We start from the raw sequence: 16466 nt of genomic DNA, 5'->3' as shown, positions 1-16466 counted from the left end.
GCAGTAGAATGCGGACATCAGGCCAGTTGTCCTTAGTTGTGAAGATGCCACAAAAAGATTATGTCAAAGCAGGTCGGGCCGCACCCAGACCAAGAAAAAACACCAAAACTGTGAAACCTTTCCCCTGGCCTTTAGTGATAACGGTCAGCGTTTTAGTTATTGGTTTTGCGTGGTTTTTATATCATTTATCGCAAAAAACTCCGGTCGCAGATCCAGTCACTCCGGTGATCACCAGCAAAAAAGATGATTTGCCCCCTAAGCCTGCCAAAGAGCCTTACCAGTACATTGAAGAGCTGGAAAACAAAGAAATTCAGGTAACTGTCGAGGAGCTGGAAGCCAAAGGGCCATTTTTAATGTTTTGTGGTACTTACCGTGTCAACGAAACGGCTCAGCAAATGAAAGCCAAAGTTGCTTTTGCTGGTTACCCTTCGGAAGTAAGACGCATTGAAGGCAAAAACGGTGTATTTTTTCGGGTTACTCTGGGGCCTTACAGCAGCAAACGCCAGGCTGAAAGCGACAGAAGCCGTTTACTGCGACAACGAGTCGCGGATTGCCGTATAGCCACACTTTGATATTCCTTTTAGCCCTTTCGACTCAAAGCAACAGCTTTCAGTAGAAAGGGCATTGAAAATCTGAATCCCCACCCTTATCTCCTTGGTAACCTGTTCTCCTCAGCCAAAAAGGGCTTCTGATGACCACTATTGTTTCTGTACGCCGCAACGGCCATGTTGCCATTGCAGGTGACGGCCAGGTCTCACTTGGTAATACCGTCATGAAGGGCAATGCCCGCAAAGTTCGCCGTTTATATCATGGCAAAGTACTGGCTGGTTTTGCCGGCGGCACAGCCGACGCTTTTACTTTATTTGAACGTTTTGAAGCCAAACTCGAAATGCATCAGGGCCATTTAATGCGCGCTGCTGTTGAGCTGGCAAAAGACTGGCGCACCGACCGCATGCTGCGCAAACTCGAAGCTTTATTAGCTGTGGCTGATGCCAATTGTTCGTTGATCATCACAGGTAACGGTGATGTGATCCAGCCAGAACACGATTTAATCGCCATAGGCAGCGGCGGACCTTTTGCCCAGGCAGCGGCCACTGCGCTTTTGGCCAACACTGAATTAAGTGCCCGCGAAATTGCTGAAAAAAGCTTAACCATAGCTGGTGATATTTGTGTATACACCAACCATCACCAGACCATTGAAGAATTGTAAGGGTAGATTTGATGTCTGATATGACCCCAAGAGAAATAGTTCACGAACTGGATCGCCACATTATTGGTCAGGCTAATGCCAAACGAGCAGTGGCTATAGCGCTGCGTAACAGATGGCGTCGTATGCAGCTCGACCCGGCTTTACGGCAGGAAATTACGCCAAAAAACATTCTGATGATAGGCCCGACCGGTGTGGGTAAAACAGAAATTGCCCGTCGTTTGGCCAAACTGGCCAACGCGCCTTTTATTAAAGTGGAAGCCACCAAGTTCACTGAAGTAGGCTATGTAGGTAAAGAAGTGGAAAGTATTATCCGCGATTTAACCGACAGCGCAGTGAAGATGTTCCGTGAACAGGAAGTGGCGAAAAACAAATTCCGCGCTGAAGAAGCAGCGGAAGAACGTATTCTCGACGCTTTATTACCACCAGCCCGTGATGCCTGGGGCAAAGCTGAAACCAGCGAATCAGACAGCAGTACCCGACAGACTTTCCGTAAAAAGTTACGTGAAGGCCAGTTGGATGATAAAGAAATTGAAATTGAGTTATCTGCCCCTGTGATGGGTGTGGAAATTATGGCACCACCTGGCATGGAAGAAATGACATCCCAGCTGCAGTCGATGTTTCAGAACTTAGGTTCTGACAAGAAAAAAAGCCGTAAGCTGAAAATCAAAGATGCCTTTAAACAGCTGGTAGAAGAAGAAGCAGCCCGTCTGGTCAATCCGGAAGAGCTGAAGCTGAAAGCGTTAGAGGCTGTGGAGCAAACCGGTATCGTCTTTATTGATGAAATCGACAAAATTTGTAAACGTGGCGAAACCAGTGGCCCTGACGTTTCACGTGAAGGTGTGCAACGGGATTTGCTGCCGTTAATAGAAGGCTGCACTGTCACCACTAAACACGGCATGGTGAAAACTGACCATATTCTGTTTATTGCCAGCGGCGCCTTTCAGATGGCAAAACCGTCGGATTTAGTACCAGAGTTACAAGGCCGTTTACCCATACGGGTCGAGCTGGATGCGTTATCAGCCAATGATTTTGAGCGTATTCTGACTGAACCTAAAGCCTCGCTGACCGAACAAAGCGTGGCCATGCTGGCAACCGAAGGCGTGCACATCAGTTTTGCCGAAGATGGCATTAAGCGCATTGCCAATGCTGCCTGGCAGGTGAATGAGCGTACTGAAAACATCGGTGCCCGTCGCTTATACACTGTGATGGAAAAATTGCTGGAAGAGATTTCCTTTGATGCCGCCGATCACAGTGGTCAGCAAATTTTGATCGATGCCACTTATGTGGATTCGCACCTGGACGCTTTAGTGCAGGACGAAGATTTAAGCCGTTTTATTTTATAACCTGATAGTTGACTCAAGGCGGATCCGATGACAGCACAGACTTCAGCTTCTTTTACAGCTGCAAAAACCTCGTTGGTGTCTGTGCTGCATTACCATCGCTTCAGCAAAGTTCTGGACGTTAAGTTTTCAGATGAACAGCTCTTTAGTTTTAGCGCTGAATTTTTACGGGTGTTTTCGCCTTCGGCTGAAGTACGAGGCCATGGCAAACCCCAACTGGTCAGCCATAAAAAAGACGTAGCCATCAGCCAGATTGTGCCTGTAGGCCAATACGCGGTAAAACTGGTGTTTGATGATGGCCATCAGACGGGTTTGTACAGCTGGACCTATCTGGCAAAACTCGCGGCTGAGCAGGACGAACTTTGGGCTGATTATCTGCAGCGTTTAAAGCAAGCCAACAGCAACCGCGATAGTCAGCTGATGATCAAACAACTCTAAAAATGGGGTCAGATCACATAAGTTATGCGTAACCTATGTGATCTGACCCCATTTTGATTAAGCTTTAAACTTATCCACTGTGTGATGCAACATGCTGGCCTGACTGGCCACCTCTTCGCTGATCTGAGCGTTGTGTTTAGAGATATTTAACGAGTCTTCAGAAATATCCCGAATACGTACCACGTTTTTATTCACGTCAGCAGCAACCAAACTTTGTTCTTCCACTGCTGTGGCTATTTGGGTGGTCATATCCATAATCAAAGCTACATCGCTGGTGATTTGCCTTAACAATTCGATGGTTGAACCTGCCTGACTGGCACTTTCTTTGCCCTGTGTCTGACAATTTTGCATCACAGCCACAATGTTTTTGGTGCGTTGCTGCAAACCTGAAATGATTTTTTCAATCTGCCCTGTCGACTCCTGAGTACGCTGCGCCAGACTACGAACTTCATCTGCAACTACAGCAAAACCCCGGCCTTGTTCGCCTGCCCGCGCCGCTTCAATTGCAGCATTCAGCGCCAATAAATTGGTTTGTTCAGCAATACCACGGATCACATCTAATACAGAGCCAATAGTAGCGCTGTCTTTTTCCAGTTCAGTCAAAACAACGGATGCTTGCTGCAACTCTTCAGACAACAGATTGATACGCTTGACGGTATGTTCTACTTCTTTCAAACCTGACATGGCGTTAGCATTAGTGTCCTGAGCTTTAGTTGCGGTGTTTTCAGTGTTTACTGCAATTTCATCTACTGTTGCGCCCATTTCTGTGACTGCAGTGGCGACCATATCGCTTTCCATCTGCTGCTGCGCCATACCTTTGCTGGTTTCCGCAGTAGACTTCGCCAGTTCATGTGTCGCGACATCCAACATCTCAAGCGCCTGATTTACATTGCGCACCAGCTCCTGCACATCAGACAACATATGATTAAAATCCTTGGCCAAAGTGGTCATTTCGTCCCGGCCATCTTCGTCAACCCGTATACGGAAGTCATTGTCTTTGCGCACTAAACCTATAGTGGCGCATACTTTTTGTATAGGCTGCAGAATGCTGTTGCTGGTCATCAGTACCAAAGCGACAACCAAAATTAAGACCAATACAAACAAGCTGATGGCCAGAGTTTCACTGGAAGCACTGGCTTGCCTTACTGCGGCTTCAGTTTGTTTTGACATAGACTCGAGGCTGTCTTCGGTCTGATGAATAGCAGCACGCATTTGTCCCATCAGCCCCTGATCAGGAGCAAGTCCAATTTTTTGTTCCCCTTCCACTAAACGCGCAAAAGCCACACCGTAAGCATCAGCCAGTTGCTGCAATTGCATCACCAAAGTCGGATCTGAGATATTTTGCTGAATTTGGCCACGAAACTCTGACAGCCCTTGGTTAAAAGCTGTTAAGTACTTCAGATCTTTACGCAGCATAAAGTCTTTTTCGTCACGGCGTAGTTGCAATAATTGGGCGGTTAATTGCCAGTCACTGATATCTTTAAAGGCCTGACCTAAAGCATGAGCTTTTGAGCGAAACTCGCCATACAAACCAGATTCAGGGTCTAAACCCACTTCAACCGAAAGTTGCACCAATTGATTAAACAGCTGTTGATAGGTTTGGGTAAAGTCACTAAAGGATTTCAGAGCTGCGGTGTCAATGCCTTCCTGCACCAGCCCCTCAGTTAACATCTTGACTTTATTATTGAGTTCAGCAGAGGAGTTATTAAATTTTTGCTGATATTCGATATCAGAGCGCAGTAAAAAGTCTTTTTCATCTCGACGTAATTGCAGCACAGCAGGTTTCAGGTTTTCAACCTCCAGCCGCAATTCCGATAACACATTCAGCTGACTGCTCTGGAACAACAGCAGCCCCAACATAACTAACATAGATACAGCTACTGTGACTGCATTCAGCAACAAACGCTGACGTATTGAAAACTGGCGTAAAAAGGCCATTTGAGCTACTCCAAAATGCAACGGCAAGGTTATTCAATCGACTTAATCAATGAAGGATTAGTCGTAACCCATTAATTATAGAGAGGCAAACTGAAGATGAGCTACTTTAGTAGAATTAAATATGAAATATTTAGTAAAAATCGCAGAATTTAATGCAGAATTTGCTGCGCGACCAAACAGCTGGACACACCAAGAGATGAACCCGCCAGAATATCCAGCGGAAAATGTACCCCTAACAAGATACGTGACAAGCCGATTAAAGCTGCCCAGCTAAAAGCCAGCCAGGCCCACTCTGGATAAAAACACAACAAAGTACTGGCTACTACAAAGGCCGCAGCTGTGTGGCCGGACGGTAAACTGAATTTATCTGAAGCTTCAATGTGAGCTTGCATCATACCCGCCATTAACTGATAAGGACGCTGACGACGAATCGAGTTTTTTAGCAGCAGATACAAAGGCAATTCGATAGCAAAACTGAGCAGTAATAATTCGGTAAAAGCACTGGCATGTGTCAGTTCCAACGCAAACAACAACGCAACTAATAACAGGTATAAAGGGCCGTCACCGGTTTTAGAGCACCAGAAACTAAATTGATGGATACGCTTTCGTTCGCTTTTACTAAAAAGCGCTACAAAACAACGCTGATCCCATAATCCGAGCCTTTGTAACCACATAAGTCACCTGCCGTTTTACTTTGACCTTATGCAGCTTAAAGTGGCTTAGTGACAAAAACATGACAACAGATGAATGACTAAGACAGAGCACAGCCATTGAGTAAGGCCAGAGCTTCTGCTTCAGGCAAAGGTTTCGACAATAAATAGCCCTGAATGGCATCGCAGGCTAAAGTGCGTAACAACTGCAACTGAGTTTCAGTTTCCACCCCCTCCGCCAGAATACGTTTACCCAAACCATGAGCCAGGGTAATCATGGTTTTAACTATCATCATATCTGAGTCGTTGGCAGCCATATCAGTGACAAAACTGCGATCAATTTTAATTTTGTCGATTGGCATTTTGCGTAAATACCCCAAAGATGAATAACCAGTGCCAAAATCGTCTATCGATACACGAATACCCATTTGCTGTAACTCATTGATGTAGTTAGAGCCTTTTTCCATATCCCCCATGGCGGTATTTTCTGTGATCTCAAGCTCCAGCACTGCTGGTGATACCTGATACTTCAGCAATAACTGTTGAATCCGTCCTTTTAAACCATCGACCTGAAAATGCACAGGTGACATATTTACCGCTATGGGAATGCTGTTAATCCCCTGCTTTTTCCACTCAGCTAAAGTGCTAACGGCTTTTTCCAGCAGTAATAAATCCAGATCTTTGCTTAATCCGACTTGCTCCACTAAAGGTAAAAATTGACCAGGCATCAGTAAGCCTTTTTGCGGATGCTCCCAGCGCACTAAAGCTTCAAAAGCCTCAATTCTTTGTTCGCGAAGATCCCATTGCGGCTGGAAATAAAAGATAAATTGATCCTGCTCCAAAGCCAGCAGTAAGTCTTTTTCCAGGCTGAGCAAACGGGCTGATTCTTCTTCCATCCCAGGCTGATAAAAAGTGCAGCGCTGCTGCTGACGTTTACAGTGATGGAAGGCAATATTGGCTTTTTGCAGCAACAGATCGGCTTCTACTGCATGTTGTGGCGCACAGGCTAAACCTATACTGGCTGTCAGCTTAATCAGGCCATTGTCTGTGGTAAAAGGTTTTTCAATTAGTTGCTCCAGATGCTGTAAAGCAAACAGCTTCTGTCGGTCAGTGCTGCAGTCATCAAGCACCAAAGCAAAGATATCACCTCCAGTGCGGGCTATTAATCGGGGTTTCACAATTGAAGATTCAAAACGCCGGTTTACTTCACGCAAAATACGATCGCCTTGCTTTAAACCAACAGACTCATTCACCACTTTAAAACTATCTAAACCAATCATCAGCAAAGTTAAGGCGGCATTGTTCTGCAACAACAAGGCTAACTCACGTAACAAAGCATCACGATTTAAAGCCCCGGTTAATGGGTCATGACTATCCAGATACTGAGTTTTAGCCGTCAATTGCTGATTGGTACTGCGCTCATCTTCCTGTAACCAGATGATCAGTCCTAAACCTAAAATCACCTGGATCAGCAGCTCCAGATGCTTGAAATACATAGCAACCTGATAATAATCAACTTCAGTTTTTTGCCAGACTATAGTGCTGGCACTGCCTAAAAACAGCAGACCCCAGGCCAACATTGCGCTGGCAACCACTTTAGTGGCAAAAATAAGCTTAGTTAAACTCCACAACCAGAATCCAGCCACACATAAAGCAGCACCAATCAGCAAAAGTCGCATGTAGAGTTGCAGATAAACAACCCAGTCTTGTAATTGCTCAAACAAAAGAAAAGGAACGACAGACAGAAATGAAATCCCTGTCACCAGCAACAACAACTGGTTTACCTTTCTGGCAGCAAGGCGCTGCTGTTTTACCGCTTCAAAAACCCCAACGAGGATCCAAACGGCGAAGCCATAACAAAAACAAATTAATAAAAATTTAACCATCTGCCCCAACCAGGCAGCGGCAAATACAGGTCGCCAGAACACATCCACCAGAACAAAGGTTGCATAGGCAGTGAAACAACAAAAAGCTATAGCCCAGGATTTCAGGTAGTTACGTTGATAGATCCTGAAGAAATACCAAAGTAAAGCAGAGAGGGTGATAGCAAACCCTATCTGCGTCAGGTGTAACAAGGTACGGGCTAACAGCTCTGAACTCAAAGGCGAGATCCTGATTAAACAACTTCAATTAAGGTAGCAAAGTCACCTTAACACTGGCAATCCAGAGTCACAATCAAGCAGTGAAAGAATAGTTGAATATGCGGCTGGCGCTGTGAAAACAAAAAATTCAGGCCGTAACTTTGTTATAGCTTCTGTTCGAGGGTCAAAGTAATTGAATTTGCGGTGATACTGCGCAGTGAACAGCCTTGCAGCTTCAGGTGAGACGGGTATACTGTGTTTTTGATCAAAGACTTAACCTTTGGAGCACAACATGGAATATAACACTTCGGAATTATGTGACCTCTATGCAGACATGATCGATGTGGTTGAGCCCATTTTCGCCAACTACGGTGGCCGCCGTTCTTTTGGTGGCACAATCCAGACGATTAAATGCTTTGAAGACAACGGTTTAATTCGTCAGGCTTTAGCTGAACCTGGCGTAGGTAAAGTGTTATTGGTTGACGGTGGTGGTTCTGCCCGCCGCGCTTTGATTGATGGCGAGTTAGCTTCTATAGCTGCAGCCAACGGTTGGGAAGGCATTGTCTGTTACGGCAGTGTGCGGGACGTTGATACACTGGAAGACTTTGATATTGGTATTCAGGCGGTGAACGCTATTCCAGTGGGCGCTGACGATCGTGGTTTTGGTGAACACGAAATTCCTGTTAATTTTGGCGGAGTAACCTTCTTACCTGGTGATCATCTGTATGCTGACAATACAGGTATTATTTTGTCACCTGAGCCTTTAGATCTGGAATAACAAATGAGTGATACTGTCATTCGCTATCAGGCCGCCTCTTTGGCGGCCTTTCAACAACAGCGTGAAGGTGAAACCCGTTTAGGTCAGGTTGTGTCTTATCCGGATCCAGTTTTGCCTTTAGCTGAAGCTTTGGCGCAGGCGAAACAACAAGGCTGCGCTTTTGTACTGTTGGGGGTGCCTGAAGATATTGGGCCACGCGCTAACTTAGGGCAAGGTGGTGCTGAACTTGGCTGGCAGGCTTTCATCCGTAAGTTTATTAACTTACAACAAAACGATTTTTTAGACGGCTCACAACTACTGGTGCTGGGTGAGCTGAACTGCGCCGACCTGCAACAGCAAAGCCAAAATGCCGATGTCGCGACCTTACGTACCCTCTGCGCAGAGATTGATTTACGTTTAGAGCCTGTATTGTTGGCTATTTTCGATGCAGCTTTAACGCCTATTGTTATAGGTGGGGGTCATAACAACAGCCTGCCACTGCTGAGCGCTTTAGCCAAAAGTGCACAACAGCCAGTCAATTGCATTAACCTCGATCCTCATGCTGATTTTCGTTTACTTGAAGGACGCCATAGCGGCAATGGTTTTAGTTACGCCAAAGCTCAGGGGCATCTGCAACATTATCTGGTGATGGGTTTGCATGAGCTGAAAAACTCTGCCAGCTCCTTAGCGCAAATTAAATCGGCTGGTGTGGATGTGTTGAGTTATCAACAGCTGTTTGTCCGTGAGCAAGCCGCTTGGCCAGAACTGCTGAAGCTGTGGTTAAGTCAACGAGATCCACAACAAGTCTTTGGTATAGAGCTGGATACAGACGCTATTACTGGCATGCCGGTCAGTGCTTACAACAGCTGCGGTGTGTCAGTGCAACAAGCCGAACATTTTGTTTATCTGTTGGCAAGCCAGCCTCAAAGTCGTTATTTACACCTGGCTGAAGCAGCTCCGGCTCAGCATCCGGCGGGTTTAGCTGCAGGTATGAATGATGCAGGCCAAATCTTAACAGCTTTAGTTTGTGCTTTTTTGTTTGGTAAGGCTCAGTAAGTCGCCTTGCTGTAGCTCCACTGTTTTACCCAGTCAGGGAAAGCATCCAATGCAAAGGGCTTGGCATATAAATAGCCTTGCCCTCTGGCACAGCCCATAGCAATCAGTTTTTGCTCCACTTCGGGCTGCTCAATACCTTCGGCTACTACGATGAAATTCATATTTTTTGCCATATCAATAATGGCACCTGTAATAGCTGTGTGGGTATCGGAGCGGTGTAAATCAAAAATAAAGGAACAATCTACTTTCACCTGACTGATAGGTAATTCCCGCAGATAGGCTAAGGAAGAGAATCCAGTGCCAAAATCGTCCAGCGCCAGTTCTACTCCAAGTTGAGCCAGATGCTTGAGCATCCGCATGGCTTTGTCAGGTTCGGCCACTAAAGCACTTTCTTTGAGCTCCAATACCAGCTGTGAAGGCTTCACTTTGTAGCGTTTGAGCATCAGTTCTAAGCTGTCTACCAGTTCATCCTGCAGCAAATCTTTACTGGAAATATTCACTGCTATTTTGCAATGGATCTCTTGCTGCGCCAGTTCAGCTAAGGTCATCACAGCCTTTTCCAGTACCCATTGAGTCAAKGGATAAATGACTCCCATTTGTTCGGCAAGTTCTAAAAACTCAGTGGGTCCCAGCAAGCCGCGGCGAGGATGATGCCAGCGCACTAACACTTCACCAGCCACAACCTGGCGTGAACTTAGGACAATTTGTGGCTGGATATGTAGTTTCAATTGTTGCTGACTGATGGCATGACGCAGCTCAGCCATTAAACCCAATTTGTCATTGTTGTAACTGATCAGATCCGGATGAAAGACTTGTGAGCTGGCCTGTGCCCATTGCCGGTTTTGCATCGCAAGATGAGCACGATCAATCAAATCAGATAACAATTCTCCATGCTGCGGATAATGCGCAATACCACTTTTCAGTTGATACTCCACAGCACAACCATGAATGAGTAAGGCTTCAGGAACATTGTGTTCCAGACGGCGGGCAATTTGTTCAGCTGCATGTTGACGGGTGCTGGCATCTACCCAAAGCACAAAATCTACCCCACCTAAATGAGCTACTTTGCTGTTTTGTTTAGCTTGTTGCTCCAACACCAGCAGTTCCTGATCAGGTTGCACTGCAGTATTAATACGCTGCGCTATTTGCAACAACACTAAGTTAGCATTCTGATGACCCAGCGCCTGATTGACCCGTTCAAAGTTCTGAATTTTTAATAGCAGCAAGGATGCTTTTTGATTGGGATGACTGCGACACCAAAGTTCAAACTGCTGCTGTAACTGCAATTTATTCGGCAAACCACTGGTATCATCATGCAAAGATAAAAAAGACAGGTCCTTGGGCTTAGCTTGCTTCTCTGCTGGTTTTTGCTGCGTCAAACGTTTTTTCAGTACCAGAATCCAGCCAGCCAACAGCAAAACCAGCGCAGCTAACAGCAGCACAATATAAAACAAAGGTTGGCCTGCCAGACTCTGGGCCAAAACAGGAGCAGAGCTGGTCAGTAATACAACAGACAAAACAGACCGCAAAGGTAACAACACAGCTGACACTCAACAGATCAGATAAGATCTTAAGATTACTCTGTTTTTCTGCCTTGTAAAGTTAGCTCAGTCCACGCAGATTGACGTCCCGCCCCGCTTTGACCAACTGAGTTAAAGTGCTGACGCCAAACTGATAACAAAGCTCTGCCGGCTGGCTGATTTGATACAGCCCAAAATCGGCTTGCTGGCCTGCAGCCAAAGTACCTCTGTCAGCCATGCCCAAAGCAGCTGCTGCATGCCGGGTTACACCAGCTATCGCCTCTTCCGGCGTAAAACGGAATAAAGTGCAGGCCATATTCAGCATTAAAGGCAAATTACAGAAAGGCGACGTGCCTGGGTTTAAGTCAGTGGAAATCGCCATAGGCACCTGATGTTTACGCAACAGATCAAAAGGTGGCAATTTGGTTTCGCGCAAAAAGTAAAAAGCACCGGGTAATACCACGGCCACAGTACCGGCCGCTTTCATGGCCAGCACGTCTTGTTCTTGTAGATATTCAATATGATCCGCAGATAAACCACTGAATTCAGCCACTAAACTGGCACCACCTAAATGCGATAACTGCTCGGCATGAGCTTTCACAGGTACACCTAAAGCTTTGGCTTTTTCAAATAACAAACGACTTTGTTCTACTGAAAAACCTATACCTTCACAAAATACATCAACCGCATCAACTAAGCCCAGTTGATGCAATTGGGGTAACATTTGTTCCACCACCAGCTGCATATAGTCATCAGGCCGTCCGGCATATTCCAAAGGCAACGCATGAGCACCTAAAAAGGTTTTCTGAATATCAACAGGATGAGTACGATCAAGCTCTGCTGCTACTTCCAGAATTTTTTGCTCTGTTTCCAGATCCAAACCATAACCTGATTTGATTTCTACAGTAGTCACGCCCTGACTCAACAGGGCATTTAAGCGCTGTTTACTCAGCACAAACAAGTCTTCATGGCTGGCGGCCCGGGTGGCGGCCACAGTGGATTTAATACCACCACCCGCCTCTGCGATTTGCTGATAAGTCGCGCCATTTAAACGCATTTCAAATTCATTGGCGCGGCTACCGGCATACACCAAATGGGTATGACAGTCGATAAAACCCGGTAGTAACCATTGACCTTTACCATCATACAAAGGAGTAGATAACAAATCGGTTTCCGGCAATTCTGCTTTAGGGCCAAGCCAGGCAATACGGCCGTCTTTGACTGCCAAAGCGCCATTGGGAATAGCACCATAAGGCTGACCATTATCAGTCATGGTAGCTAAATTGACATTAATCCAAATTGCATCAAAGACTTGCATTGTTAATCCTCAGCCTGGCTTGTGGCTCTGCTTCGTTTAATTTTTTGTGCCTGAAATTAATTCTACCCGATCAACTTGTATATACAACCAAATTCAGCTATTTTTCTCTGCATTAACCTCAAGGCGTCAAACCGGTCATGGAAAACAGTTCAGGGCAAAAGAAGTTTGCCACTATCAAAGATTATATTTTGAGTCAGGTAGAAACTGCGGCCTGGCCTGAGCATAGCCGTATTCCATCGGAAAACGAGCTGGCGACTCAGTTTGCCGTCAGCCGCATGACTGCACGCCGTGCTTTGCAGGAATTAACCGAACAAGGGGTGTTGTACCGCACTCAGGGCGTTGGCAGTTTTGTCGCCTCTCCTAAGTCGCAATCATCCTTGCTGGAAATTCGTAATATTGCCGATGAAATTCAGCGCCGTGGTCATTTTCATAAAGCCGAACTGGTGCAACTGACCAGTTTGCCTTGCCCTGCTGTGGTCGCCACAGCTTTAGGTTTAAGCCGCAATGCGCCGGTGTTTTTTTCATTGATTGTGCATTATGAAAACCAGCAGCCGCTGCAACTGGAAGCCCGTTATGTGAATCCAGAGCAAGTGCCTGATTATTTAGCTCAGGACTTTGTGCTGCAAACCCCACATGAATACTTAAGTGCTGTGGCACCACTGACAGACGCCGAGCATATAGTGGAAGCCGTATTGCCGGACGATTTAACCCGCCTGCATTTAAAAATACCATCGTCTGAACCTTGTTTACGCCTGACACGCCGTACCTTTAGCCGGGGTGGCGCTGTCAGTTTTGCCTATCTGACCTCTGCAGGCAGCCGCTATCGTCTAGGCGGACACCTGACTATCCACCCTAAGACTTAAAGAGATAATCCTATGAGCAATCCACGTTTAGACCCAAGCCGCGTGATCCGCGCCGCACGCGGCAGCGAAATTACTGCCAAGAGCTGGCAGACCGAAGCCGCCAAACGTATGTTGATGAATAACCTCGATCCTGAAGTAGCAGAGCACCCTACTTCATTGGTGGTGTACGGTGGTATTGGTCGTGCAGCTCGTGATTGGGCTTGTTATGACAAAATTGTCGAAGTACTGGACAGATTAAACGACGATCAAACCTTATTGATCCAAAGCGGTAAACCTGTAGGTGTATTCCCGACTCACCCGGACGCACCTCGTGTGCTATTGGCCAACTCGAACCTGGTGCCAAACTGGGCGAACTGGGAACACTTTAACGAGCTGGATAAACAAGGTCTGATGATGTACGGCCAGATGACTGCGGGTTCCTGGATCTACATTGGTACTCAGGGCATAGTTCAGGGTACCTACGAGACTTTTGTTGCCATCGCCAAACAGCATTTTGCTGGCGAGCCAAACGGCAAGTGGGTTCTTACCGGTGGTTTAGGTGGCATGGGTGGCGCTCAGCCATTAGCGGCCACTATGGCTGGTTTTCATATGATTGCCTGTGAAGTGGACGAGTCACGTATCGATTTTCGCTTACGCACTGGTTATGTTGACCAAAAAGCTTACAACCTGGATGAAGCTTTGGCTCAATTAGAAGCAGCCAAAGCATCAGGCAAACCCACATCTATCGGCTTGTTAGGCAATGCTGCTGATATCTTCGCTGAATTAGTTGCCCGCAACATTATTCCTGATGTAGTGACTGACCAAACCTCAGCGCACGACCCGTTAAATGGTTACCTGCCACAAGGCTGGACTATGGAGCAAGCCAAAGAGCGCCGCCTTGAAAGCGAAACTGCAGTAGTTCAGGCAGCAAAAGCCTCAATGGCTATACAGGTGCAAGCTACTTTGGATATGCAAAGCAAAGGCGCTGTTGCTGTGGATTATGGCAACAATATCCGCCAGATGGCGCTCGATATGGGGGTTGCTAACGCCTTTGATTACCCTGGTTTTGTGCCTGCTTATATCCGCCCATTGTTTTGTGAGGGCATAGGTCCATTCCGCTGGGTTGCGCTATCAGGCGATCCGGAAGATATCTACAAAACTGACGCTAAAGTCAAAGAGCTGATCCCGGACAATCCACATTTACACCGCTGGCTGGACATGGCGCGTGAACGTATTAAGTTCCAGGGTTTACCGGCCCGTATTTGCTGGATTGGTTTAAAAGACCGCGCCCGCATTGCTTTAGCGTTTAACGACATGGTGAAAAATGGCGAACTCAAAGCTCCGATTATCATTGGCCGTGACCATTTAGACTCAGGCTCTGTTGCCAGTCCAAACCGTGAAACTGAAGCCATGATGGATGGATCAGACGCTGTATCTGATTGGCCGTTATTAAACGCGCTGTTAAATACTGCAGGCGGCGCAACCTGGGTGTCCTTGCACCACGGTGGTGGTGTGGGTATGGGTTACAGCCAGCATTCTGGTGTGGTTATTTTAGCCGATGGTACAGAGGCAGCATCGCGCCGTTTAGGCCGTGTTTTGTGGAATGACCCAGGCACTGGCGTGATGCGTCATGCTGATGCAGGTTATGACATAGCGAAAAACTGCGCCCGTGAACAAGGCCTTGATCTGCCAATGATCAACCAGAACTAATTTGAAGGATAAGAACATGACTTACGCTTTAACCATTACCCCAGGTGAACTGACTCTGGCGCAACTGCGTCAGGTGCAACAACATGCAGTGACTGTGACTTTAGATCCAGCCGCTTTACCTGCTATTGAAGCTTCAGCTGCGACAGTGGCCAAAATTGTCGCAGAAAACCGCACTGTGTACGGCATCAATACTGGTTTTGGTTTATTGGCTAATACCAAAATTGATCAGGACAAACTGGAAACGCTGCAACGTTCTATCGTTTTATCGCACGCTGCCGGTTTTGGCGATCTGATGGACGACAGCACGGTACGTTTAATGCTGGTACTGAAAATTAACTCCTTAGCCCGTGGTTATTCAGGTGTACGTCCTTTAGTGATCAACGCGCTGATTAAACTGGTCAATGCGGGTGTCTACCCTTGTATTCCGAAAAAAGGCTCAGTCGGTGCTTCAGGCGATTTAGCCCCTTTATCTCATATGGTGTTGCCTTTAATAGGTGAAGGCGAAGTGTGCATCGCAGGTCAGATTTACTCCGCCAAAGAAGGTTTAGCCATAGCGGGTTTAGAGCCTATTACTTTAGCGGCAAAAGAAGGTCTGGCGTTATTAAACGGTACTCAGGCGTCCACTGCTTTTGCTTTGGAAGGTTTGTTCCGCGCTGAAGACTTATATGCAGCAGGTTCTGTCATTGGCGCTATGAGTGTGGAAGCCGCTATGGGTAGCCGCTCGCCTTTTGATGCCCGTATTCATGCAGTGCGTGGTCAGCAAGGCCAGATAGATGCAGCTCTGATTTACCGCCATTTATTAGGTGAGAGCTCAGAAATTGCCGAGTCACATATCGACTGTGAAAAAGTACAAGACCCATACAGCTTGCGTTGCCAGCCTCAGGTGATGGGTGCCTGCTTAGCTCAAATCCGTTTTGCTGCTTCTGTGTTATTGGTAGAAGCCAACGGCGTGACCGACAACCCGCTGGTGTTTGCTGCTGAAGATGACATTATCTCTGGTGGTAACTTCCACGCCGAACCTGTGGCTATGGCGGCCGATAATCTGGCTTTGGCTATTGCTGAAATTGGGTCCATTTCAGAGCGCCGTATGGCACTTTTAATCGACTCGCATTTAAGCAAGTTACCGGCCTTTTTAGTCAATAACGGTGGCGTAAACAGCGGCTTTATGATTGCTCAGGTCACAGCAGCAGCTTTGGCTTCAGAGAATAAATCTCTGGCGCATCCGGCTTCTGTGGACAGCTTACCTACTTCCGCCAACCAGGAAGACCATGTCTCTATGGCCACTTTTGCCGCCCGTCGTTTAGCGGATATGGCAGAAAATACTTTAGGCGTGTTAGCCGTAGAATATCTGGCGGCAGCTCAGGGTTTAGACTTCCGTGCACCACTTAAGGGCGCAGCTGCGGTAGAACAAGCCAAAGCCGTATTACGTCAGGAAGTTAGCTTTTATGATGTTGACCGCTACTTTGCACCTGATATCGAAAAAGCCGCTGAACTCTTGCGTCATGGCAGCTTAAATACTTTACTACCAGCTAATTTACTAAGCAGCTTCTAAACCATTAGTTTAATTACACTTTCTAACAAAGAGCACCAAGTTGGTGCTCTTTTT

The 16466-nt window shown here is 46.7% G+C and carries 14 protein-coding genes; 9 read left to right on the top strand and 5 right to left on the bottom strand.

All coding sequences use genetic code 11. The annotated features are described in order from the left end of the window. Nucleotides 1-8: 8 nt before the first annotated feature. The 4 genes from P3C17_RS02200 to P3C17_RS02185 all read left to right on the top strand — a co-directional run bounded on the left by P3C17_RS02200 (nucleotide 9) and on the right by P3C17_RS02185 (nucleotide 2988). Entirely contained in the window at nucleotides 9-572 is a 564-nt protein-coding gene (locus P3C17_RS02200) for an SPOR domain-containing protein (RefSeq protein ID WP_300927902.1), read from the top strand. A gap of 119 nt (nucleotides 573-691) precedes the next feature. Further along, on the top strand, nucleotides 692-1210 hold the full coding sequence (hslV, locus tag P3C17_RS02195) for an ATP-dependent protease subunit HslV (RefSeq protein WP_046520987.1): 519 nt from the start codon (nucleotides 692-694) through the stop codon (nucleotides 1208-1210). A gap of 11 nt (nucleotides 1211-1221) precedes the next feature. After that, complete coding sequence (gene hslU, locus P3C17_RS02190; RefSeq protein WP_300927901.1) at nucleotides 1222-2553, top strand: HslU--HslV peptidase ATPase subunit; 1332 nt, start codon at nucleotides 1222-1224, stop codon at nucleotides 2551-2553. A 27-nt stretch (nucleotides 2554-2580) separates the two neighbouring features. Next, the gene (locus tag P3C17_RS02185; protein WP_300927900.1) at nucleotides 2581-2988 is read left to right on the top strand and encodes a DUF971 domain-containing protein; all 408 of its coding nucleotides are present in this window, start codon (nucleotides 2581-2583) and stop codon (nucleotides 2986-2988) included. A gap of 57 nt (nucleotides 2989-3045) precedes the next feature. Here the strand turns inward: P3C17_RS02185 and P3C17_RS02180 are convergent, their stop codons facing one another. The 3 genes from P3C17_RS02180 to P3C17_RS02170 form a co-directional block, all read right to left on the bottom strand. Then, nucleotides 3046-4926: a methyl-accepting chemotaxis protein gene (locus P3C17_RS02180; protein ID WP_300927899.1), complete on the bottom strand. Its 1881-nt coding sequence runs from the start codon at nucleotides 4924-4926 to the stop codon at nucleotides 3046-3048. Nucleotides 4927-5075: 149 nt separating this feature from the next. Further along, nucleotides 5076-5600 (bottom strand): phosphatase PAP2 family protein, encoded by a 525-nt coding sequence (locus P3C17_RS02175; RefSeq protein WP_300927898.1) that lies wholly within the window; start codon nucleotides 5598-5600, stop codon nucleotides 5076-5078. A gap of 77 nt (nucleotides 5601-5677) precedes the next feature. After that, entirely contained in the window at nucleotides 5678-7678 is a 2001-nt protein-coding gene (locus P3C17_RS02170; protein WP_300927897.1) for a GGDEF domain-containing phosphodiesterase, read from the bottom strand. 271 nt (nucleotides 7679-7949) lie between these two features. Here P3C17_RS02170 and rraA point away from each other — a divergent pair, with 271 nt between their 5' ends. Further along, nucleotides 7950-8435 carry a ribonuclease E activity regulator RraA gene (rraA, locus tag P3C17_RS02165; RefSeq protein WP_233081540.1) on the top strand — a complete coding sequence of 162 codons (486 nt, stop codon included), beginning with the start codon at nucleotides 7950-7952 and terminating at the stop codon, nucleotides 8433-8435. Nucleotides 8436-8438: 3 nt separating this feature from the next. After that, nucleotides 8439-9470 (top strand): formimidoylglutamase, encoded by a 1032-nt coding sequence (locus P3C17_RS02160; protein ID WP_300927896.1) that lies wholly within the window; start codon nucleotides 8439-8441, stop codon nucleotides 9468-9470. Here P3C17_RS02160 and P3C17_RS02155 read toward each other — a convergent pair. Beyond that, complete coding sequence (locus tag P3C17_RS02155; RefSeq protein ID WP_300927895.1) at nucleotides 9464-10987, bottom strand: phosphodiesterase; 1524 nt, start codon at nucleotides 10985-10987, stop codon at nucleotides 9464-9466. The two genes, P3C17_RS02160 and P3C17_RS02155, sit on opposite strands and share 7 nt — an antisense overlap. 85 nt (nucleotides 10988-11072) lie before the next feature. Further along, entirely contained in the window at nucleotides 11073-12308 is a 1236-nt protein-coding gene (gene hutI / locus P3C17_RS02150; protein ID WP_300927894.1) for an imidazolonepropionase, read from the bottom strand. A gap of 137 nt (nucleotides 12309-12445) precedes the next feature. Between hutI and hutC the strand changes: the two genes are divergently transcribed. Genes hutC through hutH form a run of 3 tightly spaced genes read left to right on the top strand, consistent with a single transcriptional unit; the run spans nucleotide 12446 to nucleotide 16412 of the window. Continuing rightward, nucleotides 12446-13171 (top strand): histidine utilization repressor, encoded by a 726-nt coding sequence (gene hutC, locus P3C17_RS02145; protein WP_300927893.1) that lies wholly within the window; start codon nucleotides 12446-12448, stop codon nucleotides 13169-13171. A gap of 12 nt (nucleotides 13172-13183) precedes the next feature. Then, nucleotides 13184-14860: a urocanate hydratase gene (gene hutU / locus P3C17_RS02140; RefSeq protein ID WP_300927892.1), complete on the top strand. Its 1677-nt coding sequence runs from the start codon at nucleotides 13184-13186 to the stop codon at nucleotides 14858-14860. Between the two features lie 16 nt (nucleotides 14861-14876). Then, a complete protein-coding gene (gene hutH, locus P3C17_RS02135; RefSeq protein ID WP_233081530.1) occupies nucleotides 14877-16412 on the top strand; it encodes a histidine ammonia-lyase in 1536 nt (511 codons plus the stop codon). The last annotated feature ends 54 nt before the right edge of the window (nucleotides 16413-16466 follow it).

This window comes from Rheinheimera sp. 1928-s (genome assembly GCF_029269265.1).
Classification (GTDB): domain Bacteria; phylum Pseudomonadota; class Gammaproteobacteria; order Enterobacterales; family Alteromonadaceae; genus Pararheinheimera.
The sequence above is the reverse complement of the archived record's forward strand: the minus strand, read 5'-3'. Positions and strand labels throughout refer to the sequence as shown.

Coding starts and splice junctions, on each gene's coding strand:
- P3C17_RS02200 (WP_300927902.1), top strand. CDS start 9: ATGCGGACATCAGGCCAGTTGTCCTTAGTTGTGAAGATGCCACAAAAA.
- hslV (WP_046520987.1), top strand. CDS start 692: ATGACCACTATTGTTTCTGTACGCCGCAACGGCCATGTTGCCATTGCA.
- hslU (WP_300927901.1), top strand. CDS start 1,222: ATGTCTGATATGACCCCAAGAGAAATAGTTCACGAACTGGATCGCCAC.
- P3C17_RS02185 (WP_300927900.1), top strand. CDS start 2,581: ATGACAGCACAGACTTCAGCTTCTTTTACAGCTGCAAAAACCTCGTTG.
- P3C17_RS02180 (WP_300927899.1), bottom strand. CDS start 4,926: ATGGCCTTTTTACGCCAGTTTTCAATACGTCAGCGTTTGTTGCTGAAT.
- P3C17_RS02175 (WP_300927898.1), bottom strand. CDS start 5,600: ATGTGGTTACAAAGGCTCGGATTATGGGATCAGCGTTGTTTTGTAGCG.
- rraA (WP_233081540.1), top strand. CDS start 7,950: ATGGAATATAACACTTCGGAATTATGTGACCTCTATGCAGACATGATC.
- P3C17_RS02160 (WP_300927896.1), top strand. CDS start 8,439: ATGAGTGATACTGTCATTCGCTATCAGGCCGCCTCTTTGGCGGCCTTT.
- hutI (WP_300927894.1), bottom strand. CDS start 12,308: ATGCAAGTCTTTGATGCAATTTGGATTAATGTCAATTTAGCTACCATG.
- hutC (WP_300927893.1), top strand. CDS start 12,446: ATGGAAAACAGTTCAGGGCAAAAGAAGTTTGCCACTATCAAAGATTAT.
- hutU (WP_300927892.1), top strand. CDS start 13,184: ATGAGCAATCCACGTTTAGACCCAAGCCGCGTGATCCGCGCCGCACGC.
- hutH (WP_233081530.1), top strand. CDS start 14,877: ATGACTTACGCTTTAACCATTACCCCAGGTGAACTGACTCTGGCGCAA.